This window comes from Streptomyces sp. NPDC094448 (assembly GCF_044763775.1).
GTDB lineage: Bacteria > Actinomycetota > Actinomycetes > Streptomycetales > Streptomycetaceae > Streptomyces.
Genome location: NZ_JBIWGU010000015.1, coordinates 189,199 through 215,071, shown reverse-complemented (window position 1 = coordinate 215,071; position 25,873 = coordinate 189,199). Strand labels below are relative to the sequence as shown.

Genomic DNA, 25,873 nt, shown 5'->3' with positions numbered 1-25,873 from the left:
CCCACCTCACCATCACCAACGGCTACGGACCCGCCGAATCCCTCGGCTTCACCACCACCCACACCATCCCCCAACCCACCACCAACACCAGCAACTCCAAAAACAACACAGAAATCCCCCCACCCACACCCATCGGCACACCCCTCACCAACAAACACGCCTACATCCTCGACCACCACCTCCAACCCGTACCCCCAGGCACCACCGGAGAGCTCTACCTCACCGGCCACGGCATCGCCCACGGCTACCTCACCCAACCCACCACCACCGCCACCCACTTCACCCCCAACCCCTACGGACCCCCCGGCACCCGCCTCTACCGCACCGGCGACCAAGCCCACTGGGACACCCACGGCAACCTCCACTACACCGGCCGCACCGACACCCAAATCAAAATCCGCGGCTTCCGCATCGAACCCACCGAAATCGAAAACACCCTCACCACCCACCCCCACATCACCCAAGCCACCACCACCCACACCAACAACCAACTCACCGCCCACATCACCACCACCCCCAACACCACCACCACACCCCACGACATCCGCACCTACCTCCGCCAACACCTCCCCGACCACCTCATCCCCACCCACATCACCACCCACCACCAACTCCCCCTCACCCCCAACGGCAAAATCGACAAACAGGCTCTGCTCGCCCTGCCGCAGCCCGGACCCGACACCACCGGGCCGGCCGGGCGGCCGCCGCGGACCCCACTGGAGCGGACCGTCTGCGCGGCCTTCGGCGAGGCCCTCGGGACCGATGTCCCGCCGGGGCCCGACGACGACTTCTTCGCCCTCGGCGGCCACTCCCTGGTCGCCGCCAGGCTCGCCAACCGGCTGGGCCGGGCCCTGGAGCTGAAGCTCACCCTCCGGGACGTGTTCCGGCATCCCACGCCCGCCCGGCTGGCCGCGCAGATCGAAAGCCGTCCGGCCGATACCGCGGCCGCCCCCGAACCGCGCCGCGCCAGGCCCGTCCTGCGCCGCCGCACCGACCAGGAACGGATCACCTCATGACCGACGGCACCTTCCCCCTCCCCCACGCCGACGACATCGTCTGGGACCTCCCCGGCGACGGACCGCAGCGGACCGCGCTGCTGGTCCTGCCGCACGCGGGCGGCAACGCCCACGCCTACTCCGACTGGCGGGACCGGCTCCCGGCGGATGTACGGCTGCTGATCGGCCAGTACCCGGGCCGGGGTGCCCGCTACTCCGAGGAACTGCCCACCACCATCGCCGATCTGGCCGGACCGGTGGCTGCGGCGCTCCCCGGCGATCTCCCGGAGGATCTGGTCGTCCTCGGCCACAGCATGGGCTCCCTGGTCGCCTTCGAGGTGGTGCGGCGGCTCGCCGCGGCCGGCCGGCCCGCGCGGGCCCTGGTGGCCTCCGCCTGCCGGGCCCCGTTCCTGCCCAACCCCAGCGCCGTGCATCCGGAGCGGCTCGACGACGACCAGCTCGTCGCCGCCATCAAGGAGCGCGGCGGTACCGACGACGGCATCCTCGACGAGCCCGAGCTGCGCGAGATCGTCATCCCGTCGATCCGCGCCGACTTCGCCATCGACGACGTCTACCGGTGCGCCGCCGACGAGGCCTCGGTCGACTGCCCGGTCACCGTCATCGGCGGCGACCAGGACCCCGTGGTGCCGGTCACGGCGCTGGGCCGCTGGGCCGAGATCACCGCAGCCGGGTTCACGGAACACGTCCTGCCCGGCGGCCACTTCTACTTCCAGCAGCAGCTGCCCGCCTTCTTCGCGCTGCTGGACACCGTACTCGGGGCCGCGCCCGCGCCCGGCCCGCTCACCGCCTCCGCCGCCTGACCGCCCCCGGCGCCGTACCGCTGAACCCCGTCCCACCAACCGATGCAGAGGACTGTTCCGATGACGACCTTCGCCGACGCCCCCGTCCTGGGCGGACTGAACGTGATCCGCGAGCCGGGCAGGCCCGCCGTCGTGATCACCCCCGGCCACGGCTCCGCCGAGGCCGCCGCCGGCTGGCTGACCGAGCACCGGGCCGCCGTCCGGGCCGAGCTGCACCGCTCCGGCGCGGTGCTGCTGCGCGGGCTGCCCATCCATGACGCGGCCTCCTTCGCCACCGCCCGCGACGCCCTCGTCGTACAGCGGGCCGGATACAAGGAGAAGGCGACCCCGCGCACCGACTTCGGCGAGGGGGTGTTCTCCTCCACCGACCTCCCGGCCGCCCAGCCGATCAGACTGCACAACGAGAACAGCTACACCCTGGACTTCCCGGGGGTGCTGCTCTTCGGCTGCGTCACCGCGCCCGAGGAGGGCGGCGCCACCACCGTCGGCGATATGCGGGAGGCCCTGAGACTGCTCCCGGACGGGCTGCGGACCAGATTCGAGGAAGCCGGCTGGCTGCTGGTGCGGAACTACTCCGAACTGGCGGGCCTGCCCTGGTACACGACCTTCGCGACCCAGGACCGGGCGGTCGCTGAGGCCTACTGCGACGAGAACACCATCGGGTACGAGTGGCTCGACGACGACTCCCTGATCACCCGGCAGCGACGCTCGGCGGTGATCACGCACCCGGTGACCGGGGAGCGGGTCTGGTTCAACCACTTCGCGTTCTGGAACAGCCGCACCCTCGACCCGGACGTCCGCGAGGTGCTGGAGGAGACGTACGGCCCGGACGGACTCCCCTTCAGCACCTATCTGGGCGACGGAACCCGGCTCACGGACGCCGAGGTCGACGCCGTCAACGAGGTCTACGACCGGGTCACGGTCCGGGAGAGCTGGCAGCAGGGCGATCTGATGCTGGTGGACAACATCCTCTGCGCCCACGGGCGGGAGGCCTTCACCGGCGACCGGAAGATCCTCGTCGCCATGGGCGAACCGGTCGCGCTCGCCGACTGCTCCCCCGCCACCCAGCCGTCCACCACCGTCCACGGGGAGTGAGCACCGCCATGACCGCCGTCCTGCCCGAACGCACCCGGTCCCTCTCCGCGCCCGCGCCGCGCGATCTGCTGGAGCGGCTCGCCGCCGCCCCCGGCGGCCGTACCGCTGTGATCGCCGCCGACCGCGAGCTGACCTTCGACGAACTCCGCGCCGGCGCCCTGCGGATCGCGGCCGGGCTCGCCGCCCATGGCGTCGGCCCCGAATCGGTCGTCGCGCTCTGCCTGCCGCGTGGCGCGGCGCTGGTCACCGCGCTGATCGGCACGCTCACCGCGGGCGCCGCCTATCTCCCCGTGGACCCGAAGCTGCCCGCCGAACGGCGCCGTTATCTGGTGGCGGACTCCGGCGCCGACGCCGTGATCACCCTCGACGGCGGGCCGGACAGCGCGCTTCCGGCCGGGGTGCCCCGGCTCGGCCTGGCGGAACTGCTCTCCGGCGGCGCCCCCGGGCCCGGCTACCGGCCGGTCCCGGTCACCGCGGACACCCTCGCGTACGTCATCTACACCTCGGGCTCGACGGGCCGCCCCAAGGGCGTCGAGATCGGCCGGGGCGCTGCGGCCCGGCTGCTGGCCGAGCTGGAGGAGGCGGGAATCGCGACGGGCGACGGCGCCCGGGTGGGCTGGAACGCCTCCCCTTCGTTCGACGCCTCCGTGCAGCAGTGGGTCCGGGTCTGCCGCGGCGACACCCTCGTCATGGTCGACGACGAGACCCGCGCCGACCCCGCCCTGCTCGCCGCGTTCGCCGATGAGCAGGCCCTCACCGATCTCGACCTGACGCCCTCGCACGCCGAACCGCTGCTGGAGCTGCTCACCGCCGACGGCGGGCCGCGTCCGCTGACCCTGCTGGTCGGCGGCGAGGCGGTCGGCCCCGCCCTCTGGTCCAGGATCGCGGAGCTGACCGCGGCGGGCACGGTCCGTGCCGTCAATCTGTACGGCCCCACCGAATGCACCGTGGACGCCACGGCCGGGTGGATCGAACCCGCCGCCGGGGGGACTCCGCATATCGGCGCTGCCCTGCCCGGCTTGCGGCTCCGGGTACTGGACGAGAAGCTGGCGCCCGTCGGCCCCGACGGGACCGGCGAACTGTATCTGGCCGGGCCCCGGGTGGGCCGCGGCTACCGCAACCGCCCCGGTCTCACCTCGGAACGGTTCACCGCCGACACCGGTCCCGATGCCGAACCCGGCGGGCGGATGTACCGCACGGGGGATCTGGTACGGCTCCTCCCCGACGGCCGGCTGGGCTATCTGGGGCGCGCCGACGGCCAGGTGAAGCTGCGGGGCTTCCGGATCGAACTCCCCGAGATCGAAGCCGCCATGACCGCCCACGGCTCGGTCGCCGAGGCCGTCGCCGTCCTCCGGGACGATGTCCACGGGGCACCCGGGATCGTCGGCTACTACCGGGCCGCGGCACCGGTCACCGAGACGGCACTCACGGAGCTGCTGGCGGCTTCGCTGCCCGCGTACATGGTGCCCGCCGTGCTGATGGCCGTGGACCGCTTCCCGACCACCGTCAACGGCAAGCTGGACCGGGCCGCGCTGCCCGCGCCGCCGTCCGGAGCCCCCGTCCCGGCCGTGGCGGATCGCGGCCTCTCGCCGTCGGAGCGGCTGATCGGGGAGGTGTGGACGACGGTCCTGCGGGCGTCGTCCGTCGGCCCCGACGACAACTTCTTCAAGCTGGGCGGCCATTCGCTGCTGGCCATCAAGCTGGTGTCGCGGGTCCGGTCCGAGCTGGGCGTGGTCCTGCCGGTGAAGGCCGTCTACGCCCATCCGCGGCTGCGGGACCTGGCCGCGCACATCGACGGGCTCGTCGCAGCCCAGGACGGATGAGGACACTTCCGTGAACCCATTGTCGTTCGCCCAGCGCCGTCTCTGGTTCCTGGGGCGGCTGGCGGGCCCCTCGGCCGCCTACAACGCCCCGCTGGTGCTCCGGCTGGACGGGGTGCCCGACCCGGCGGTGCTCGGCGCGGCCCTCGCCGACGTCGTCGAACGGCACGAGGTGCTGCGCACCGTACTGCCCGCCGGACCGGACGCCGAACCCAGGACGGAGGTACGGGACGCCTCGGAGCTGCCGCCGCCGGAGGTGGTCCGCTGCCCGGCGGCCGAGATCGAGGACCGGGTGGCCGCGTTCGTACGGGAACCCCTCGACGTCACCGCCGGACTCCCGCTGCGGGTCGCACTGTTCGTCCCGCAGGACGGGGCGGCCGGACCCGGGACCGAGGGGGCTGAACGGGCCGACGGGACCGGGTCCGTGCTGGTGCTGCTCGTGCACCACATCGCCACCGACGGCTGGTCCGTCCGCCCGCTGCTGCGCGATCTGGACACCGCCTGCACGGCCCGGCTCGCGGGCCGGGCGCCCGACTGGGAACCGCTGCCGGTCCAGTACGCCGACTACGCCCTCTGGCAGCGGGACCTGCTCGGGGACCCGGGCGATCCGGGAAGCCTCGCGGCGGAGCAGCTCGCGCACTGGCGGCGGGTCCTCGACGGGGCGCCCGGGGTGACACCGCTGCCCGTGGACCGGCCGCGGCCCGCCGAACCGTCCGGGCGCGGGGCGACCCTCACCGCGCACGTCCCGGCCGCCGACCACGGCGCGCTGCTGGCGGTGGCCCGGGAGCACGGGGCCAGTGCGCCGATGGCGGTACGGGCCGCCCTGGCGGCCGCGCTCTCCGCGGCCGGCTGCGGCTCCGACCTGGTGATCGGCACCCCGGTCGCGGGCCGCCCCGAAGAGGAGCTGAACGACCTCGTCGGATTCTTCGTCAACACCCTGGCGCTGCGGACGGACGTATCCGGCGAGCCGGCTCCGGCCACGCTCATCGAACGGGTCCGCGACGCCGATCTGATCGCGTACGAACACCAGGACCTGCCCTTCGAACTGCTGGTGGAGGAGCTGGCGCCCGAGCGGTCGCTCGGCCACCATCCGCTGTTCCAGGTGATGCTGACAGTCGACGGCGCCGAGGGCCCGGAAGGCGCCGGGTCCGCCGGTCCGGTACCGCTGGGGCCCGGGCTGACCGGTGTCCAGGGCACCGCGGATCTCGCGGCCGCCAAATTCGACCTCACTTTCTTCTGCGCCCGGCGGGCTGCCCCCGCCGGCTCCCCCGCCGGACTCGACCTGGCGCTGGGCTATGCGGTCGACCTGTTCGATAAGGCCACGGCTGAGCTGCTCCTGGACCTCTTCGTGCGGGCCCTGAAGGCCTTCGCCCACGCCCCCGGGCGGCCGCTCGGCCCGCTGTCCCTGACCACGGCGGAGGAGCGGGCCGCGCTGACGGCCCGCCACACGGCGGCGGCCCGGCGCACCGTGGTGCCGTCCACCGTCCGGTCCGGGCGGCGCGATCTCGGCGCGCCCCGGGAGGAGATCCTCCGCGGACTCTTCGCCGAGGTCCTCGGCCGCCCCCGGATCGGACCGGACGACAGCTTCTTCCGCACCGGCGGGCATTCGCTCCTCGCGGGCAGGCTGGTCAACCGGATCCGGGCCGTCCTGGGCGTGGAGGCGGGCATCCGGGATCTCTTCCTGGCCCCCACCCCGGCCGCCCTGCACCGCAGGCTCACCGAAGCCGCCCGTACGGGAGCGGGCGGCGTGCCCCGTCCCGTACCGCGGCGGATACCGGAGTCCGCACGGCCGGAGCGGCTTCCGCTCTCCGCATCGCAGCGGGCGCTCTGGCTGCTCGCCCGGATCGACGGCCCGTCCGCCGCGTACAACGCGCCGGTCGTGCTCCGTCTCGACGGTACGCCCGACCCGGCCGCACTGGGCGCGGCCCTCGCCGACATCGTCGAACGGCACGAGGTGCTGCGCACCGCCTATCCGCAGCTCGGCGGGGAGCCGTACCAGCGGATCACGGCCGGTTTCGCTCCCGCTCTCGCCACCGTCCCGTGCGCCGGACCGGAGCAACTCGACCAGCGGGTGGCCGAGTTCGGCCGGACGCCGCTCGACCCCACCGACGGGGTCCCGCTGCGGGCGGCGCTGTTCACCACCGGCGGCGGCCCCTGCGCCCTGGTCCTGCTGGTCCACCACATCGCCGTCGACGGCTGGTCCCTCGCACCGCTGCTGCACGATCTGGACACCGCCTACACGGCCCGGCTCGCGGGCCGGGCGCCCGGCTGGAAGCCGCTGCCGCTCGGCTACGCCGACTACGCCCTCTGGCAGCAGGAGGTACTGGCCGAACCGGACGCCCTCCTCGACCACTGGCGCAAGGCACTGGACGGGCTGCCGGAGCGGACCGGCCTGCCGTACGACCGGCCCCGGCCGGCCGAGCCCACCGGCCGCGGCGGCACCGTGACCGCCCGGCTCGGCCCCGAGGTGCACCGCGGGCTGGCGGCGCTCGCCCGGGAGCGGAACGCCAGTCTGTTCATGGTGGTACGGGCGGCCCTCGCCGCGGCGCTTTCGGCAGCCGGGGCGGGCACCGACCTCGCCGTCGGCACCCCGGTGTCCGGCCGCTCCGACGAGGCGTTCCACGACCTCGTCGGCTGCTTCGTCAACTCCCTGGTGCTGCGGGCCGACACCTCCGGCGATCCCACGGCCGCGGAGCTGGTCGACCGGGTCCGGGAGGTGGACCTCGCCGCCTTCGACCACCAGGATCTGCCCTTCGAACTGCTGGTGGAGGAGTTGGGCGAGGCGTCCGAACGGGCTTTGGGCGAGCACCCCTTCTTCCGGGTGATGCTGACCGTACGGACCGCGGACGCGGCGCCCGGCTCCGGCCCGGTCCGGCTCGGCCCGCTGACCGCCGACGCCGGAACCGTCGATCTGGGAGCGGCGAAGTTCGATCTGAGCTTCCACTGCGAGGAGGAGCCGGACGGCGGCCTGCGGCTGCTCCTCGGCCATGCGCGGGACGTGTTCGACGAGCCGACGGCCGCACTGCTGCTCGATGTGCACGGCAGGGCGCTCGCCGCCTTCGCCGCCGACGCGGGACGGCCGCTGTCCGCGCTCGGACTGGTCACCGCGGCGGAGTCGGCGGGGTTCGGGGCCCGCAGAGAGCGGCTCGCTGCGGGGTTCGAGGCCCGCAGGGAGCGGCTCGCCGCGGCGGAGACGGAGGTGGTGTTCTCCCGCGCGGAGGCCGGGCACCCGCGGGTGGAGCTGCTCCGCGGTCTGTTCGCGGAGATACTCGACCGGCCGCAAGTCGGCCCCGATGACAACTTCTTCCGCGTCGGCGGGCATTCACGGCTCGCGAGCAGGCTGGTCAACCGGATCCGGGCGGTCCTCGGCGTGGAGACGGGGATCCGTGATCTCTTCCTCGCGCCGACACCCCTGGCGCTGCACGGACGGCTCCCCGCGGGCCCGCAGTCCGGGAAGCGGCCGCCGCTGCGCCGTGCCGAGCGGCCCGAACGGATCCCGCTCTCCCCGGCCCAGCGGCGGCTGTGGTTCACCGACCAGCTCGACGGGCCGTCGGCGGCGTACAACATCGCGCTGGTACGGCGGCTCGACCGGCCGCTGGACCCGGCGGCCCTCGCCGCCGCCCTCGCCGACGTCGCGGAACGGCACGAGGTACTGCGGACCGTCTACCGGGCCGAGGGCGGGGAGCCGTACCAGCTCGTCCTGGACGGGGCCCGGCCGCAACTGGAGCTGGGATTCCCCGCCGATCCGGCGGCCGCCGTGGACGAGGCCGCGGGCCAGGTCTTCGACCTGTCGCGCGATCTGCCCTTCCGGGCCTGGCTGTTCCTGCCCTCCGACGCCGGCGGGCGGCAGACCCTCGTGCTGCTGCTGCACCACATCGCGGCCGACGGCTGGTCCGTCGACTGCCTGCTCACCGACCTGGCCGCCGCCTGCAGGGCCCGCGCCGCGGGCTCGGCGCCCGGCTGGGCGCCCCTGCCCGTGCAGTACGCGGACTACGCGCTCTGGCAGCGGGACCTGCTCGGCAGCGGGCAGGAGGACCGGCTCGGTTTCTGGGAGCGGACCCTCGCCGGGCTGCCGCCGCTGACGGATCTGCCCGCCGCCCGGCACCGGCCGCCGGTGCCGTCCGGGCGGGGCGCGGTCACCGGATTCACCGTGCCGGGGCCGGTGCGGGCCGGTCTCGAACGGATCGCCCGCTCAACCGGCAGCACCCTGTTCATGGTGGTCCACGCGGCCCTCGCGGCGGTGCTCGCGCGCTGCGGCGCCGGGCCCGATCTCGCGGTCGGCACGGTGGTCGCGGGCCGGGACGACCAGGCACTCGGCGGTCTCGTCGGCTTCTTCGTCAATACGCTGGTCCTGCGTACCGACACCTCGGGCGACCCGTCGTTCGAGGGGCTGGTGCGGCGGGTGCGGGAGGCCGATCTGGCGGCGTACGCCCACCAGGACGTGCCGTTCGACCTGGTCGTGGAGGAGCTGAACCCGCACCGTTCGTCGGCCCATCATCCGCTGGTGCAGGTGATGCTGCGGGTGGACCCGGAGCCGGACGGGGGTACGGGCGGCGGCGGGGCGGACGGGCCGCTGGCCGGTGAGGCGCTGCCCTTCGGATCGTCGACCGCGAAGGCGGACCTGACGTTCGCGCTGACGGGGAGCGCCGCGCACGGCGGTCTCGACGGTGTCCTGGAGTATGCGACGGATCTGTACGAGGAGGCCGGGGCGGAGCAGCTGGCCGCCCTGCTGGTCGGCGCGCTGGCCCTGTTCGCGGCGGATCCCGGGAGCCGGATCGGGGCCCTTCAGGCGGGGCCGCGGCGGCCGGGGCCTGGGCCTTGCGCGACCGTCGCGGGCTATCCGGTCGACCTCGGGCACGTCCGGGACGTCCTCGCCGCCGGGCCCGGAGTCAGCGGCGCGGAGGTCGCGGTCGAAGACGGCCGGCTGGTGGCCCGGCTGACGGGCGAGGTCACGGAGGCGGAAGCGCAGTCGTGGGCGGCGGAACGGCTGCCGGAGTACGCGGTGCCGGGGGTGGTGAAGGTCACCGGCGGCGACCGCCCGCGGGGCCCCGGGGAGCCGCCGTCCGACGACGGGCGACTCCCGCTGGTGCTGGCGCTGTTCCGGGAGGTACTCGACGGCAAGGAGGTGACGGAGGACGCGAACTTCTTCCGCTCGGGCGGGCATTCGCTGCTGGCGGTACGGCTGCTGAACCGCGTCCGCGCGGAGCTGGGGCGGGAGCTGACGCTGCGGGACGTGTTCCGGCATCCGACACCGGTGGCACTGGCGTCGCTGCTGGACGCGGCACCGGTCCCGCCGGCGGTGCCGGCGCTGAAGAGGCGGGTGCGACGGGGGTAAACGACACTCGGCGCCCCGAGGCGGAACCCTCGGGGACCACGTCGCCTATGATTCAGCGCCGCGCGCTCCGACGACTTCTGCCGGACCCACGGTAGATCCGCCCGGACCGGCAGAAGACAAGCATGAGAAACCGGGCCCGGTTCCCCGGGCCCGGTTCCGGCGTCAGCCGTTGTAGCGGTCGATCAGGTGTGTGCTTGGCCATGACCAAGCACCGCTGGTTGTGGTGGACCAGCTGGTCTTGGCAGTGCCGAAGCGGGTGTCGGCGCCGGTGAGCCAGGTGAACATCTTCACCGTACCGTTGCTGTAGCCGTACATCGCGGCGAGGTCGTCGCGGCCGTCGCCGTTGTAGTCGCCTACGACGAGCTTCATGGCGGAGTAGGTGAGGGTGCCGGCGTCGGCGGTGAGGCTGGCCCGGGGCGGCAGGAAGCTGCCGTTGGGGTTGCTGGTGCTGGTGAGGGTGTAGGCGATGTCACGGCCGTCCGGGTAGTCGAACCAGAACAGCAGGTCGTCGCGGCCGTTGCCGTCGAAGTCGCCCGAGTGGAGGTGGGTGTTGGCCCATTCTCCCCATCCTTCGTGGGTGAAGCCGGTGAAGGGGGCGTCGAATCCGCCGGACGTGTTGGCGAGGAAGGTCCACACCTTGACGCTGGTGGCGCTGTAGCGGTACAGGACGGCGAGGTCGTCGCGGCCGTCGCCGTTGTAGTCGCCGGTTGCGGCCTTGCCCATGCTGGCGGACCAGGTGGTGGAGGTCCAGCTCCTTACCGGGCCCGTGAAGTGGCCGCGGCTGTCGGCGATGAAGGAGAATAGGGTGTCCTGGCCGTTCGGGTAGTCGTACCAGGCGATCAGGTCGTCGCGGCCGTCGCCGTTGGTGTCACCGGTGTGGAGGGTGACCCGGGTCCAGTCCCACGAGGCGGCGGGTGACTCCCAGGAGGAGAACGGCGCCTGGAAGGCCCCGTTGGGCTTGCCGAGGAACGTCCAGAACTTGGTCTTGTCGGGGTACCCGTGCATCACGGCGACGTCCGCGTATCCGTCGCCGTTGAAGTCCCCGGAGACCTTCTTCATAGCACTGTGGTCCCAGAGGTCCTCCGGGGTCCGGGCGAAGGCCGAGCGGGGTGCGGCGAAGCCGCCGTCGCCGGTCCCGCCGTACAGGTGCATGGCATCAGTACCGTCGGGATAGGCGTACCAGCCGGTGATGTCGGAGTGACCGTCACCGTTGACATCGTTGCGGATCGCGCTGCCGCTGCTCCACTGCGACTGATGGCGGCCGTTGTAGACGACGAGGTTGCCGCGCTCCTGCAGGAGCGCGTATCCGTCGGCGGCAGTGGTCTTGGACTCCCACAGGACCGCGCCCGCGGAACTGCGAACGGTCAGGTTGCCTGCACTGTCGAAGGCGGCATGTGCTCCGGGGTTGCCTGCGGTCCCGGTGGACCACAGGGACTTGCCGGCGTTGGAGACGACGGTGAGGTTGCCGTCCGTGCCCATGGTCAGGCGGGCCGCTGCTGCGACGAGGGTGCTGCCCGGGAGCAGTTTCTGTCCCGGGGTCAGGCGGGTGCCGGTGGGGATGCCGTCCGCACGCAGGGCGATGGCATCGGTGCTGGTATCGGTCTCGCCCATGCAACCGCCCTGCCGGGAACGGCTGGCGATGGCGACCAGCTCGGTCTTGCCGTTCCGTTCACGCAGGAGAGGCGCTCCGGTGTCGCCCTTGCAGATGGCGTCGGAGGCCGTCTTGCCGGAGATCTTCAGGGAGCCGTCGTCGATACCGTCGACCGTGAAGGTGGCGGTGTGGGATTTGTTCGGGATCCACTGTGTCTTGGTGCGCCCGTAGCCGACTGCTGTCAGCGAGTCTCCGGCGGCGGGCGGCCCGGCGGCTATGGCAACCGGCGTGACGCCGGAGGCAGGAGCGGCGAGACGGGCCATCACCAGCCCGCTGGTCCCCTGGGAAAGGAGCTCCACAACTTCGCTGGTGTGGCCTCCGACACCGGCGAGGTCAGCGCGACCGATGGTAGCTGTGGTCCGCCACTGGGGTTTACCAGCGACCGCCGTGACGACTTGCTGAGAATCGGCGGCAAAGCACAAAGCATCCGTGAGGACCCACTGCGCATCTACCAGCGCACCCGTGCAGGCACGTGCGGTCTCGCCGTCGCCGATCCTCAGGTGAGTGGTGAAGGGGTGGGCACCGGTCTCGGTGGGGGTGCCGGTTGTGGCATGTACGCTCGCCGGAGCGAGCAGACCGGCGGCAAAAACGGCCGCTGCGGCGCCGAAGGTAGCGCCGCGAAGGCGACTTTTAGACACGTCTTAATCCTTTGAAGGCAATACTAGAAATTTATCCGAATTTGCGATCTCAGCCCGTCACACGGAGCTCGACCAGTACAGATCGAAGGCCACCCTCGATTCCTTCACCAACACTCTTCCATCCCCCCTTGGCGACCTCTACTGTCTTGGTGGCTCCATTGACAGTCAGGTCCGCACTGATCGCATGCTCGGTAGTTTCCAGTGCGAAAACACGCGACAGCTCAAGCGTCAAATGCCCAGCCGCACCCCTCACCTGGAAACAATACGCTCCCTTTCGGCCGACCGCACCGTCCTCCACCGAATGCACTTTGATCTGAGCAAGTGCAGTACCACATTCAACCAGAGTAATATTCCCATCCCCCTTCTTCAATTTAATACTCTGAGTGGCCAGAATTTGAGCGGCGCCGGGATAGCTGAAATCCTCCACCGCATGTGGAATTTCAGCCGCCACCGATTCAGACACAGTCGGCTCGGCAGCCACCGCTAGCGGAATTCCAGCCCCCACAGCAGCGACACCGGCAATGAGAGACAGAAAAATTACACGCATTCGAGTATTCAAAATACACCACCTTGTACATATAGCCAGAAAAAGACTCATTCAGGATGCCGAGCCACACCGACAGATGCAGATCCTCACGGCGTACCCGACCCTCGACGGAAGATCGAGACATCTTGGACGAGCATCACTTTCAGGCGGATCTCGCCACAACTTTTCGATTGAAAAGCAAGGGATTAATCGGCAATTTCCAGTCTGAGATCAAGATCGGGATACTTCTGCCTGAGTTGCTCGAAACGAGCCTCCAGCGCGGCCCTGAAACGAGGGTCGACCCCCGATTTGGCGAAACGGAACCCAATCGGGGCATTTTCGTACCCCGCGAGCAGCGCGCGACTTTTCAGATAAGCAGCAAGCTTCTTGTTGATATGACGGTCAAGCCAGTCTTCCTCGGCATAAGTAGCCGTCTTCAATTCCCACAAGACCCCCTTCTCAAAAAGGTCAATATCGGTGATTCTCTCCCGGGTGACTGGATCATAGACATCGTAGTCGGCCTCACCTTCAAGGCAGCCGTAGTCCCCGGGAGTCGCCGCCGCTGCCGAGAAGGACAACTTGGTCGCATTTTCTGCAAACTTGCATCCTCTTTTCAGCAGCTTAAGCTTTTCGTGGATCTTCTCCAACGCTTTAAGCTTTGCGCCGATCAGGACATCTACAGCAAGACCCGAGCATGCCTCAAAGCTCTTCTCTTCCAAGCATTTTTCATACTGCCCGAGTCCTGCTAGTTCCTTGGCTCCGTCCCAAGCCTTCTCCATGGAATCGCCGAATTCTTTACCCTTGGAAAGAATTCTGCAGTAGATCTCGTTACCCAGACACCAGCGTACAAATTCCTGCGGGTCGCAGGGAATAAAGGCCTGACCGCAGCGGTAAATTTCTCGGGCGCGAGCGCCGGCATCGTTCTGGGCTTTCTCCTTTTCCTCGACAGCAGCCTTGCGACGGGCTTCTTCCTCTTCGCGCTGCTTCGTGACGGCAACCTGAAACGCATCAGTTGCCGCTTTGAGAGCTTCTTTCGCGTCTTTGCCGGCGGCTAGTGCCGATTTCCTGGCCTCGTCCGCCGAGTGCCATGCACTGGACGCCGATACCTGGGCCATTTCCGAGGAGAGTGTGGCATCGGCCGCGGACCTAGCTGCATCGGAAGAGGCATTATCCGCACTCTTTGCGGCGCTACGGGCGGTCTTGGCAGATGTGGCAGCACGTGCAGCCGATACTTCGGCATCCTCGGAGTGTTGATGTGCCTCAGTGGCATATCTCTTGGCTTCAGCAGCGGACCCCTCCGCTCTTTTTGCCCATTGACCGGCCTCTACATCAGCCTTACGCGCAATGGCAGCTACCTTCTGGGCGTATGCCGCATTGAGTTGAGCGTTGGCGTTAGATCTCTCCGCGTCCGCTATCAGCTTCTGCACCTGGGCCACATGTGTGGCGGTGAGATGATCCCTGCGCTCCGCCTGGTACCTGCCGGAGACGATAAAGGCATGCAGTGTCTGCGGCGAGCCCTCCAAAGCGATCCGCGCCGCAGACTGAACCTCCGGCCCGCCGCTGGCAATCAGCTGAGCTGCTCGGACCCGCTCGTCCTGAGTCCGCGCTGTGAAATGGGTACTGGCCAGAAATTCACTGTACGCCTTGGGATCTCCCGTTCCCAGGGCCTTCCTGCCTGCTTCGGTCAGGATCGGCCCGGCCTCGTCGAGAACTTGCGCTATCGCGACGCGCATACCCTCGGATCCAGCAATGTACTGGCCATTGCTGATGAATTCTGTTACCGCACCGGAATCGCCCAGGAGGGCGGCCTCAGCCGCTTCACGAACCTCCTTGACTTCGCTCTCCTCGGCTAGGCGCTCAATGTATGATCGGTCACCTTGCCTCTTGGCGGTATCCCAGCCGTTGCTCAGATAGTCGACGACCACCTCGTCCGGACCGATCAGAGCGGCCTCGGCAGCAGCCCGCTCCCATGCCGTACCGCTTTTCATCACAAGAACGGCCAGTTCGCGCCCCTGTGCGGCAACAGCCTTCACATCGGCTCCGGGTGCGGCGGCCTCGACCGTCAGCCTCTTCCGCTCGACCTCCCGGGCCTGGACCGCCTGCTCCCACTCGGCCAGAGCCGCTGTTCGGACAGCGCTGCCTTCCTTATGGTCCCTTGCAATCTCGATTCCGGCCTTGGTGCGGCCCAGCAGTTCCTCAGCTTCCACCTTTCGCGAAATTGTGTACACGCGCTTCGCCTCGGCGACTGCAGCAGTGGCCGCATTGGCTGCGTCGGTGGCCGCATTGGCGTGCGCTCCGGACCGATCTGCAGCCTGAGCCGAATCACCAGCGTGCCTGGCCGCGTCGTCGGCCGCTTGAGCCGCATTGTTGGCACGTGTTGCCGCGGACCTGGCAAGACTCCCGGCATCACGCGCTGCCTGGGCCGCTGCACGGGCATGCAATTCGGCTTCGGCCGCGGCGCGGTTCGCTTCGGCTGCATGGCGCTTGGTGGCAGCGGCCGCGGCCCTGGCTTCGCTTGCAGCCTCAGCGGACTGCCCCGCGTGGTTACTTGCCTTGACCGCAGCGTCCGCCGCGAGGTCAGCGTTCGCCCCGGCGCTTGCCGCTGAAACAGCGGCGTCACCAGCAGCGTCAGCCGCCTGGGACGCCTTATCCGACGCGTCAGCGGCGAGGGTGGCATCCTTCGCTGCCTGGCGAGCCTTTTCCGCGGCCTTGCGTGCCGCGTCGGCGTCATTTGCGTCCACAGCGGCATTCGCTGCTGCGCTGCGCGCCTCAGCTGCGGCCAGCGAGGCGCCAACTGCTGCGGCGGCGGCTCTTGATGCAGCATTGGCCGCCACACGCGCCGAATTGTTCGCGGCGTGAGAGGCTTCGATCGCCTCCTGAGCGGATGCTGCGGCCTGCTCTGCAGCCTTTGCTGCACGCCCTGCCGCACGGGCCGCCTGGTTTGTGTCGTTCTTGGCTGCCTCAGCTTCAGCCGAAGCCCTCAGCGCCGCGCTCTTTGCCAGCTCGGAGGCCTTGACTGCCTTCTCCGACGCTGCCTCGGCGGCCGCTGTCTCCTTGGCCGCCTGCCGACCTGCCTCTTGCGCCTCCTTGGCAAGTTGAGCAACAGTTGCCTGTTCCTCGTCCTTTGCCCGTGCGACAAACTGACCAACCGTCAGGAACTCACGTACGTCCTCAGCGGTTCCATTCAGCGCGATCCGTGCGGCAGCCCGAACGTTCGCGCCGGCCGCATCGGCGATCTGGGCTAGTCTCACGCGCTCGTCCTGCTCGCGCTGGACGTACTGCCCCTCTCTCAGGAACTTCCGAACATCATCAACGGTTCCGTTCAGCGCGGCGCGCCCGGTGTCCTCAACGATCGGACCACCTGTGCTGACAATCTGCGCCACCCGAACCCGATTGTCCTGCTCCAACGGAGCTTCCCAGCCGTCGTCCAGGAAGTCGTTCAGTTCCTCTGCTGTTCCTGACAGTGCTCTGCGGGCCGCAGTCAGCAGCTCGGGCCCTCCGAGGGCTGCGAGCTGGGCGGCACTCACCCGCTTGTCCTGAAAATACAGTTGCTCTGCCACTGCAAGAAAGGCTTGGATGTCGGCCTCGCTGCCGGTCAGCGCCACCTCTGCCGCCGCCTTGACCCCCGGACCTCCCAGCTGCCAGTACTCCAGGACTTGGGCACGGGCAGAAGGACTGACCTGGGGCACTGCGATGATCTGGGCGGGACCATTGGAGAGTTCCTCCGCCACGGCCGTTGTAGCCCCCAGGAGGCCGGCGGTGAGCGCCATGGACACAAGGCCAGACGCAATGGTATGTAGCAGCCATGTCGCTCTTCCGGCACCATTCAACCGCGTAGATCTTCGTTTCACAAGCCACTCATCTCTCTCGGCAACAAGTCCGGCCTCCCTGGAAGACCAGACGCTGTTGGGCAGTTCATGCTCATCGGATCGTGATCTGCCTTTCTGTTCCGCCCTGTTGGACGTCGAGGATCACCTGTTGGGTCAGTATCTGTTCTTGCCGGGAGCCGACTGCGGCCGGTGCCTTCAACCTGTCCCCTCAGGCGTAGCGAAGCCGGTGGCCCGCCACCTGCATGACCCGATCCCCGTCCCAGCGGGGTGCCAATTGATCACTGTGCTAGGTTCCTCGTCAACACCGGGAAGAGGCAGAGGCCGCAGTGAGCCAGTATTTCAACATGGGCGACGAGACCGTATGGAACCCGTCCAATGGCGTTTCTCAGCTGTTCATGAGTCAAGTGGACGTGTTCTGCGGCATACTTGGCGTGCCGTCAGGGATCAGCCCCATGCATTCCGACGAATGCGAGATCGACCCCCGCGATTTCAAGGTGTTCGTTGACGCTCTGCTGAACTGGAACCGCAGGACGAAGAATGTCGTCGCCACGGCCCTGTCAGAAGGCTTCGTGATCACCGCTCTGGCACTCGCAGAAAGAGCGGGTATCGAGGTGAACCGGCCTTCAATAGAGGCAGTTCCGGATGACGCGTCTCAGCCTGTCCGGGTCTATGTAGTGGTGGAGGGTTTCGGCCAACGGGCAACGACCCTGTCGAAAGCGTCTTATGAGCTGAGTCGGCTCATGTAGTCCACGGCGGCACATCCCGCCGTCAGGAAGCGGCGCCCTCAGGCCCTTCCGTGCTCGTCTGCACGGAGGCAGTTCGGGGCGGCAGCCAGTATGCGGATGCTGCCCCGGAAGCTGCCCGCCGCTTCGGCCCCGCGCCCATAGCGTAGGAGGCGGAGTCGGGAGGAGGTCCCGGCCCAGACCCCCTGCCTGGAGGCCACGCGATGCCCTCGAACGCTCCCACCGCCTCCACCGCTCCGGGATCCGGGCCCCTCAGCGGATTCGACCGCCATGTCGCCGGGGATCCGGAGCGCATCGCGCTGGTGGAGGGGGAGCGGCGGATGACGTACGACCAGCTCGCCGTCGCGGTGGCAAAGCGTTCCGACGGATCGCCCGGCGAGGACGGCGCTTCCTGGATCGACCGGATCGTCGGGCTGCTGGCTGAGCTGCGGGCCGGAGGTGACGCGGAGGCGGACGTGCTGCGCTGGCTGCTGCCCGCCCTGGCGGCGGGTGCCGCGGTGGACCTTGTGACGGATCCGCCGGACGAGAAGCGGGTGCCGCTGTCGTACGCCCAGCGCAGGCTCTGGTTCCTCAACCGGCTGGAGGGGCCGTCCCCTACGTACAACCTGCCGCTCGTGGTCCGGCTGGACTCGGTGCCCGAGCGGGGTGCGCTGGAGGCGGCGCTCGCCGATGTGCTGGAGCGGCACGAGGTGCTGCGGACGGTGTATCCGGCCGACGGGCACGGTGAGCCGTACCAGCGGGTCCTGGACGGGGCGCGCCCCGAATTCGCCGTACGGTTCTGCCCGCCCGGTGAGGTGGCCGCCGAGGTGGCCCGGTTCACCGCGGGGACCTTCGATCCGGAGACCGGGCTGCCGCTGCGGGCGGCGCTGTTCCTGCCGGGCGGCGGGTCCGCCGTGCTGGTGCTGCTGACCCATCACATCGCGACCGACGGCTGGTCGGTGGGCCCGCTGCTGCGGGATCTCGGTACGGCCTACGACGCCAGGACCGCCGGTGCCGCGCCGCGGTGGGAGCCGCTGCCGGTGCAGTACGCGGACTACACGCTGTGGCAGCGGGAGCTGCTCGCGGACGATACGGCGCTCGCCGCCTACTGGCGGGAGGCGCTCGCCGGACTGCCGCCGCTGCTCGACCTGCCCGCCGACCGGCCGCGGCCCGTCGCGCCGAGCGGCCGGGCCCGTACCCTCACCGCCGTACTGGACCCCGCGGCGCACGCCGGGCTCTCGGCGCTGGCCGCCGGGGCCGGTGCCAGTCTGCTGATGGTGGCGCGGGCCGCGCTCGGCACGGCGCTCGACGTCTGCGGCGCAGGTCCCGATACGGCCGTCGGCACACCGGTCGCGGGACGCTCCGACGAGGCCCTGGACGACTTGGTCGGCTTCTTCGTGAACTCCCTGGTCCTGCGGGCCGATACGGCCGGCCCCGCCGGTCCGGAGGAGCTGGTGGCCCGGGCCCGGGACGCCGCGCTGGGGGCGTACGCCCATCAGGAGCTGCCGTTCGACCGGCTGGTGGAGCTGCTCAATCCGCGCCGGGCGCCGGGCGCGAACCCGCTGTTCCAGGTGACCCTGGCGGTGCAGGAGGCGGCGGATCCGGCGGCGGACGGGGTACGGATCGGTTCCGTGCTGCGCGGCCGGTTCGAGGAGACCGGTCTCGACGCGGCGAAGTTCGATCTCGCGGTGACCTGTGTCGCCCGCCCGGGGCACGGTGGCCTGGAGCTGTGGTGGACCTATGCCGAGGACCTCTTCGACGAGTCCACGGCGCGGCTGCTCCTCGATGTGTACGTACGCGCCCTCGGCCGGTTCGCCGAGGGCGGGGACGCCCCGGTGCGGGCGGAGGAGCTGCTGCCGGAGGCCGAGCGGGCCCTGCTGGCCGCCAGGCCCGCGCGGACCGGCACGGTCCCGGAGGCCGATCCGGAGACGGTGGCCGATCGGAAGACCGCGGCCGATCCGGAGACGGTGGCCGTGCTCCGCCGCCTCTTCGCCGAGATCACCCGGCGCGCGTCGGTGGGCCCGGACGACAACTTCTTCGCCGTCGGCGGGCATTCGATGGCGGGCGTCCGGCTGGTGAACCGGATCCGGTCGCTGCTGGGGGTGGAGCTGCGGCTGCGGGACCTGTTCCTGGCGCCCACCCCGGCCCGGCTCGCCGCCCGGCTCGCCGCCGGGGACACCGGGGCCCGGCCGGGGGGCGGCCGGTCCGGGCCGGTCGCCGTACCCCGGGCCGAGCGGCCCGGGCGGCTTCCTCTGTCGTACGCCCAGCGCAGGCTCTGGTTCACCGGCCGGCTGGAGGGGGCGAGCCGCTCGTACAACCTGCCCTTCGTGGTGCGGCTCGACCGACCGCTGGACCCGGCGGTCCTCGCCGACGCGCTCGCCGACGTCGCGGAACGGCACGAAGTGCTGCGCACCGTCTACCGGGCCGACGACGGGCAGCCGTACCAGGAGATACGGGAGCGGGTCCGGCCGGTGCTCCAGGTGGTGCGGGCCCGTCCGGAGGAGAAGGCGTCCGCCGTCGACGCGGCGGCCGGGCATGTCTTCGACCTGGCGGCCGAGATCCCGTTCCGGGCCTGTCTCGTCGAGACCGGCCCCGACGGCGGCGGGCAGATCCTGGTGCTGCTGGTGCACCACATCGCCGCCGACGGCTGGTCCGCGGGTCCCCTGCTGGCCGATCTCGCCGCCGCCTGCACGGCCCGCCTCGGCGGGGCGGCCCCCGGCTGGGATCCGCTGCCCGTGCAGTACGCCGACTACACCCTGTGGGAGCGGCAACTGCTGTCGGGGCCCGCGGCCGCGGCGCAGCGGGCCTACTGGCGCGACCGGCTCGCAGGGGCACCGCCCGTACTGGAACTCACCCCGGCACGCACCCGTCCCGCCGAGGCCACGCACCGGGGCGCGGCCGCCGTCGTCCCGCCCCTGGACGCGGCCGTCCACACCGCTCTCGACCGGCTGGCCCTGGCCCACGGCGCGACCCTGCTGATGGTGGTGCAGGCGGCGCTGGCCGCGGTGCTGACCCGGCACGGCGCAGGCACCGACCTGCCGCTGGGAACGGTGGTCGCGGGCCGGGACGACCAGGCCCTGGAGCCGCTGGTGGGCTTCTTCGTCAACACGCTGGTGCTGCGGACCGACACCTCGGGCAACCCGTCCTTCACGGAGCTGCTGGAACGGGTCCGGGAGACGGATCTCGCGGCCTTCGCGCATCAGCAGCTCCCCTTCGACCTGGTGGTGGAGGAGCTGAATCCGGTCCGGTCCACGGCCCACCACCCACTGGTTCAGGTGATGGTGCAGGTCCATCCGGCGGAGCGGGCGCCCGTACCGGATTCTCCGCTGTCCGGCACTCCGGTACCCGCCGCCTCCGGTTTCACCAAGTTCGACCTGACGCTGGCGCTGCGCGAGACCAGGGACGCCTCGGGTGCCCCGGCCGGTCTGGAGGGCGTACTGGAGTACGCGCTGGACCTCTTCGACGCGGAGACCGCGGCCCAGTTGGCGGCGCATACGGCGCGGCTGCTGCGGGTGGTGGCCGGTGCTCCGGACACCCGGATCGGTGATGTGCCGCTGCTCTCCGGGGAGGAGGCCGGGCGGCTGCTGGTGGAGTACAACGCCACCGAGGTGCCGCGGATGCTGCCGGGGCTGGTGCACGAACGGTTCGAGGATCAGGTCCGCCGTACGCCGCTGGCGGTCGCGGTCCGGTACGGGGACGAGACGCTGACCTTCGCCGAGCTGAACCGGCGGGCCAATGCGCTGGCGCACCGGCTGATCGGTGCGGGCACGGCGCCGCACGGTGCCGTCGGGCTGCTCCTGGACCGTACCCCGCTGCTGCTGGTGGCGGCGCTGGCGGCGCTGAAGTGCGGGGCGGCGTACATACCGCTGGACCCTCGGCTGCCGGACACCCGGATCGCGATGATCATGGAGGATACGGAAGCACGGGTGCTCGTCACCGAGGAGGCGTACGCCTCGGCGGAGCCGGTGGCCCGGCAGGTGGCGGCCGGGGTGCGGGTACTGGCGGCGGACACCCCCGTGCCCGGCGTCCTGAGCACCGGGCCGCGGGTGGCGGTGGGCGAGGACGCCCTGATGTACGTGATGTTCACCTCGGGCTCCACGGGCCGCCCCAAGGGCGTCGGGGTCACCCACCGCAATGTGGTGGAGCTGGTCACCGACCGCTGCTTCGACCACCGCAACCACCGGCGGATGCTGGTGCATTCGGCGATCGGCTTCGACGCCTCCGTGTACGAACTGTGGGTACCCCTGCTGAACGGCGGGGAGCTGGTGTTCGCGCCGGGCTCGGGTACGGATCTCGCGGAGCTGGACCATGCGATCCGCTCCCACGGGGTGACCGCCGCCTACTTCACCATGGGCCTGTTCCACATCATGGCCGACGAGGGGCTGGACACCCTCAAGCTCCTGGACGAGGTGTGGACCGGCGGGGACGTGGCCTCGCCGGCCGCCCTCCAGCGGGTGCTGGACCACTGCCCGGACACGGTCCTGGTGCACAGCTACGGCCCGACGGAGACCACGTTCGCCTCGCACCACCAGCGGCTGGACACCGGCTGCCGGGTGCTGCCGGGGGTGTTCCTGGGCGCTCCGCTGGACAACACCCGGGTGTACGTCCTGGACGGGTCGCTGCGCCCGGTTCCGGTGGGCGTCGCCGGGGAGATGTATCTCGCGGGCAGCCAGGTGGCCCGCGGCTATCTGGGCCGGCCGGGGCTGACCGCGGAGCGGTTCGTCGCCGATCCGTTCGCCGCCGACGGCGGCCGGATGTACCGCACGGGCGATCTGGTGCACTGGACGTCCGGTGGTGAACTGCGGTTCCTGGGGCGGGCGGACGGCCAGGTCAAACTCCGGGGCTTCCGTATCGAGCCCGGTGAGATCGAGGAGACCCTGGCCCGGCATCCGGAGGTGGGACGGGCCGCGGTGGTGGTCGTCGACGACGGTCCGGGCGGTAAGCGGCTGGTGGCGTACGCGGTGCCGCGCGCCGGCCGGACCCCGACCGAGCAGGGCCTGCTGCGCTGGGCGGCCGGTGAACTCCCGGAGCATATGGTGCCGTCGGCGCTGATGCTGCTGGACGATATCCCGCTGACCGTGAACGGGAAACCGGACCGCGGGGCGCTGCCCGTGCCCGCTCCGGCCGCCGCCCCCTCGGGGCGGGCGCCCAGAACACCGCGCGAGGAGCTGCTGTGCGGGCTGTTCGAGGAGATCCTCGGGGTCTCGGGCGTCGGCATCGACGACAGCTTCTTCGCCCTGGGCGGGCATTCGCTGCTGGGCGTCAGGCTGGTGAGCCGGATGCGGACCGCGCTCGGTCTCGAACTGGGCGTCCGGGACCTGTTCCGTACGCCGACGGTCGCGGGGCTGCTCGCGGACGAGCCGTCGGGCTTCGACCCGATGGGCGTACTGCTGCCGCTCCAGCCCGGCGGCACCCGGCGGCCGCTGTTCGCGCTCCACCCCGGTACCGGGGTCGGCTGGTCGTATGTGGGCCTGGCCCGGCATCTGGGCCCGGACCAGCCGCTGTACGCGATCCAGGCCAGGGCGCTGTCGGAGCTGGGGCACCGTCCGGAATCGGTCGAGGAGATGGCCCGCGAGTATCTGGAGCACATCCGGCGGGTGCAGCCGCAGGGCCCGTACCGCTTCCTCGGCTGGTCGTTCGGCGGCACCCTGGCCCATGCCCTGGCGGTGATGCTGGCGGAGCAGGGCGAGGAGACCGAACTGCTGGCGATGATGGACGTCCATCTGCTGCCGACCGAGCCCGAACGGCGCCGGATGACCCCGGCGCAGAAGCGGGAGATGCTGGTCGGCGACGCGACCGACGAGCCCGATGACGCACCCTTCGACGTGGCGGGGCTCATCGGGCTCGTCCGGGAGACCGATCCGGTGCTCGGCGGTTTCTCCGACGGCGAGATCCGTTCGGTGATCGGCGCCTCCATCGACCATGCGGAAATCATGAACCTGTACGCGCCCCGGCCGGTGAAGACACACATGCTGTTCTTCGCGGCCCGGGGAGAGGGCGCCCCGGAGAATGTCCTTTCGCAGTCCTGGATTCCCTATGTCGACGGCAGCGTGGAACAGCACACCATCGGTGTCATCCACACCAGGATGGGCGAGCCCGAACCCCTTGAAAAGATCGGCCGTATCCTTTCCGACACCTTGAGGAGCCTGTCATGACAAACTCCACCAACCCTTTCGACGACCCCGACGGCATCTTCCACGTCGTGGTCAACGACGAGGGCCAGCACGCCCTGTGGCCGGTCTTCGCGGATATTCCCGCAGGCTGGGAGGGAGTGTGGGGTCCGGGTCCGAGGGCCGGTGCGCTGGAGTACGTGGAAGCGAACTGGACCGACATCCGACCGAAGAGCCTGCTCGCCCAGTACGCCTGACCGGGCCCGGGAAAACCCTTCTGCACGACCGCCGGCCGCGGTTCGGAGACTCTCCGGACCGCGGCCCTCTCCTATGCCCCGGGGGTGCTGCGACCGGTCATTCCCTGCCGCCGGGGAATGCTTACCGCGGTCGTTTCGCACCGCTTACCGCACTCCGTGTCTCCGCCGATTCTGCCGCCTGCAACTTCCCCTTCCCGAACCGTATCGTCCCTATATTTTCGGCATGCGACGACGGAGTTTGACGATACTGCTGACCGGTACCGCATCGGATTCCCACACCTGGAATCTGGTCTACCTCCGGCTCTTTCTGGAGGAGCACGGTCACCGGGTGCTGTGCCTGGGGCCCTGTGTCCCCGACGAACTGCTGGTGTCGGCGTGCACGGAGTCGGCGCCCGAGCTGGTCGTCATCAGCAGCGTCAACGGTCACGGCTACCGCGACGGGCTCTCCGCCGTCCGGTCCCTGCGCTCCGCCGGGCTGGGCCTGCCGGTCGTCGTCGGCGGCAAGCTCGGTGTCGCGGGACGGACCGATCCGGCCCAGCGGGCCCTGCTTCTGGAGGCGGGCTGCGACGCGGTCTTCGACGACGGGGACGTCGAGGCGCTGCGGGTGTTCGCGGCGGACCTGGCCGCCGCCGCCCGGCCGGCCGTACCGGCGGTGCTCCGGACCGCGGTTCCCCGGGCCGTGGCATGAGACCCGGCGGCACGGTCCTCACCGCCCCGGAGGATCTCCGGGACGGCGGCCCGGACCCGCGGGGCCCGGAGTCGTTCGGCGGGTTCGTCGCCCGCGCCGCCCGGTCCGGCCGGCTCGTGGTCCAGCCCCGGATGGGGTTCTCCGACCCCGCCCGGATGCGGACGGGTCTGGCCGCGACCCGGTCCGCCGCCGCGGTCACCGTCGGCACGCTCACCATCGACAGCTACACCCGGGTCGGCGATCACGCCGCGGCCCGTACCGCCGTCGCCGAGGGTGCCCGGCTCAACGGCTATCCCATCACCGCCCACTCCGCCGAACGGACCCGGGCCGTCCTCGACGGAATCGCGGGGCCGGCCTTCCCGGTGCAGGTGCGGCACGGTTCGTCCCGGCCGGGGGCCATCGTCCGGGCGCTGGCCGCGGCCGGTCTGCACGCCACGGAGGGCGGCCCCGTCTCGTACTGCCTGCCCTACGGGCGCACCCCGCTCGCCGAATCGGTGGAGAACTGGGCGCGGGCCTGTGAACTCCTCGCCGAACTGGTGCCCGCCCCCGGGCTGCCGCATCTGGAGAGCTTCGGCGGCTGCATGCTCGGCCAGCTCTGCCCGCCCGGTCTGCTGGTGGCGCTCAGTCTGCTGGAGGCCCTGTTCTTCACCCGGCACGGCATCCGCAGTGTCTCTCTCAGCTTCGCCCAGCAGACGGACCCCGCGCAGGACGCCGAAGCCGTCCGGGCACTGCACCGGCTGGCCGCGGAGTTCCTGCCGCCGGATACCGACCGGCATGTGGTCCTCTACACGTACATGGGGGTGTATCCGCGGACCGAACGCGGTGCGACCCTGCTGCTGGAGGCCTCCGCACGGCTCGCGGTGGAAGCGGGTGCCCAGCGGCTGATCGTGAAGACGGCCGCGGAGGCGCACCGGATTCCGACGGTACGGGAGAACCTGCGGGCGCTGGAGACCGCAGCCGCGGCCGCGGACCTCGCCGCACGCGCCCGGCCCCGGGCACCGATCGTCCCGGACCCCGCCGCGGACGGGGGCGGTGACACCGCCGTCTACCGCGAGGCACGGGCCTTCGTGGAGGCCGTCCTCGACCTCGGCGACAACCTCGGGCGGGCGCTCCGGACCGCCTTCGCGCGGGGCGTGCTGGACGTGCCGTACTGCCTGCACCCCGACAACGCGGGCCGCAGCCGCAGCTTTCTGGACTCCGCCGGGCGGCTGCGCTGGGCGGAGACCGGCGGTATGCCGGTACCGCCCGACACGGCGCCGGACGGCGCCCCCACCCCGCTGACCTCCGACGGGCTGCTGGCCGCGCTGTACTCCGTCGCGACCCGTTACGACACCCCGGCACCGGGCGGCCGGATCCTCTCCGCCGCCCCCTCGCCTTCCTGAACC

General features: G+C 70.7%; 13 protein-coding genes. 10 read left to right on the top strand and 3 right to left on the bottom strand.

Annotation, left to right across the window (positions count from 1 at the left end):
- The 5 genes from ACIQ9E_RS26845 to ACIQ9E_RS26825 form a co-directional block, all read left to right on the top strand.
- Positions 1 to 1,016: phosphopantetheine-binding protein (locus ACIQ9E_RS26845; RefSeq protein WP_403711249.1), on the top strand; the 1,016-nt coding region annotated here is incomplete at its 5' end.
- Entirely contained in the window at positions 1,013 to 1,816 is an 804-nt protein-coding gene (locus ACIQ9E_RS26840; RefSeq protein ID WP_403711247.1) for a thioesterase II family protein, read from the top strand. The genes ACIQ9E_RS26845 and ACIQ9E_RS26840, both read left to right, overlap by 4 nt.
- 60 nt (positions 1,817 to 1,876) lie before the next feature.
- A complete protein-coding gene (locus ACIQ9E_RS26835) occupies positions 1,877 to 2,911 on the top strand; it encodes a TauD/TfdA family dioxygenase (RefSeq protein WP_403711245.1) in 1,035 nt (344 codons plus the stop codon).
- 8 nt (positions 2,912 to 2,919) lie between these two features.
- Positions 2,920 to 4,734 carry an amino acid adenylation domain-containing protein gene (locus ACIQ9E_RS26830; RefSeq protein ID WP_403711243.1) on the top strand — a complete coding sequence of 605 codons (1,815 nt, stop codon included), beginning with the start codon at positions 2,920 to 2,922 and terminating at the stop codon, positions 4,732 to 4,734.
- A gap of 10 nt (positions 4,735 to 4,744) precedes the next feature.
- Positions 4,745 to 10,066 carry a condensation domain-containing protein gene (locus tag ACIQ9E_RS26825; RefSeq protein ID WP_403711241.1) on the top strand — a complete coding sequence of 1,774 codons (5,322 nt, stop codon included), beginning with the start codon at positions 4,745 to 4,747 and terminating at the stop codon, positions 10,064 to 10,066.
- Between the two features lie 162 nt (positions 10,067 to 10,228).
- Here the strand turns inward: ACIQ9E_RS26825 and ACIQ9E_RS26820 are convergent, their stop codons facing one another.
- The 3 genes from ACIQ9E_RS26820 to ACIQ9E_RS26810 all read right to left on the bottom strand — a co-directional run bounded on the left by ACIQ9E_RS26820 (position 10,229) and on the right by ACIQ9E_RS26810 (position 16,612).
- On the bottom strand, positions 10,229 to 12,355 hold the full coding sequence (locus ACIQ9E_RS26820) for an FG-GAP-like repeat-containing protein (protein WP_403711239.1): 2,127 nt from the start codon (positions 12,353 to 12,355) through the stop codon (positions 10,229 to 10,231).
- Positions 12,356 to 12,404: 49 nt separating this feature from the next.
- On the bottom strand, positions 12,405 to 12,902 hold the full coding sequence (locus tag ACIQ9E_RS26815; protein WP_403711237.1) for a hypothetical protein: 498 nt from the start codon (positions 12,900 to 12,902) through the stop codon (positions 12,405 to 12,407).
- Between the two features lie 185 nt (positions 12,903 to 13,087).
- Positions 13,088 to 16,612, bottom strand: a complete 3,525-nt coding sequence (locus tag ACIQ9E_RS26810; protein WP_403711235.1) for a chemotaxis protein — start codon at positions 16,610 to 16,612, stop codon at positions 13,088 to 13,090.
- Positions 16,613 to 17,037: 425 nt separating this feature from the next.
- Here ACIQ9E_RS26810 and ACIQ9E_RS26805 point away from each other — a divergent pair, with 425 nt between their 5' ends.
- From ACIQ9E_RS26805 to ACIQ9E_RS26785, 5 genes are all read left to right on the top strand, one after another.
- Complete coding sequence (locus ACIQ9E_RS26805; RefSeq protein ID WP_403711233.1) at positions 17,038 to 17,457, top strand: DUF6086 family protein; 420 nt, start codon at positions 17,038 to 17,040, stop codon at positions 17,455 to 17,457.
- A 200-nt stretch (positions 17,458 to 17,657) separates the two neighbouring features.
- Positions 17,658 to 23,588: an amino acid adenylation domain-containing protein gene (locus tag ACIQ9E_RS26800; protein ID WP_403711231.1), complete on the top strand. Its 5,931-nt coding sequence runs from the start codon at positions 17,658 to 17,660 to the stop codon at positions 23,586 to 23,588.
- On the top strand, positions 23,585 to 23,800 hold the full coding sequence (locus tag ACIQ9E_RS26795) for an MbtH family protein (protein WP_006350627.1): 216 nt from the start codon (positions 23,585 to 23,587) through the stop codon (positions 23,798 to 23,800). Before ACIQ9E_RS26800 ends, ACIQ9E_RS26795 begins: the two co-directional genes overlap by 4 nt.
- Before the next feature lie 238 nt (positions 23,801 to 24,038).
- Positions 24,039 to 24,488, top strand: a complete 450-nt coding sequence (locus ACIQ9E_RS26790) for a cobalamin B12-binding domain-containing protein (protein WP_403711269.1) — start codon at positions 24,039 to 24,041, stop codon at positions 24,486 to 24,488.
- A complete protein-coding gene (locus ACIQ9E_RS26785) occupies positions 24,485 to 25,870 on the top strand; it encodes a methylaspartate mutase (RefSeq protein WP_403711229.1) in 1,386 nt (461 codons plus the stop codon). The genes ACIQ9E_RS26790 and ACIQ9E_RS26785 overlap by 4 nt, the downstream gene beginning before the upstream one ends.
- The last annotated feature ends 3 nt before the right edge of the window (positions 25,871 to 25,873 follow it).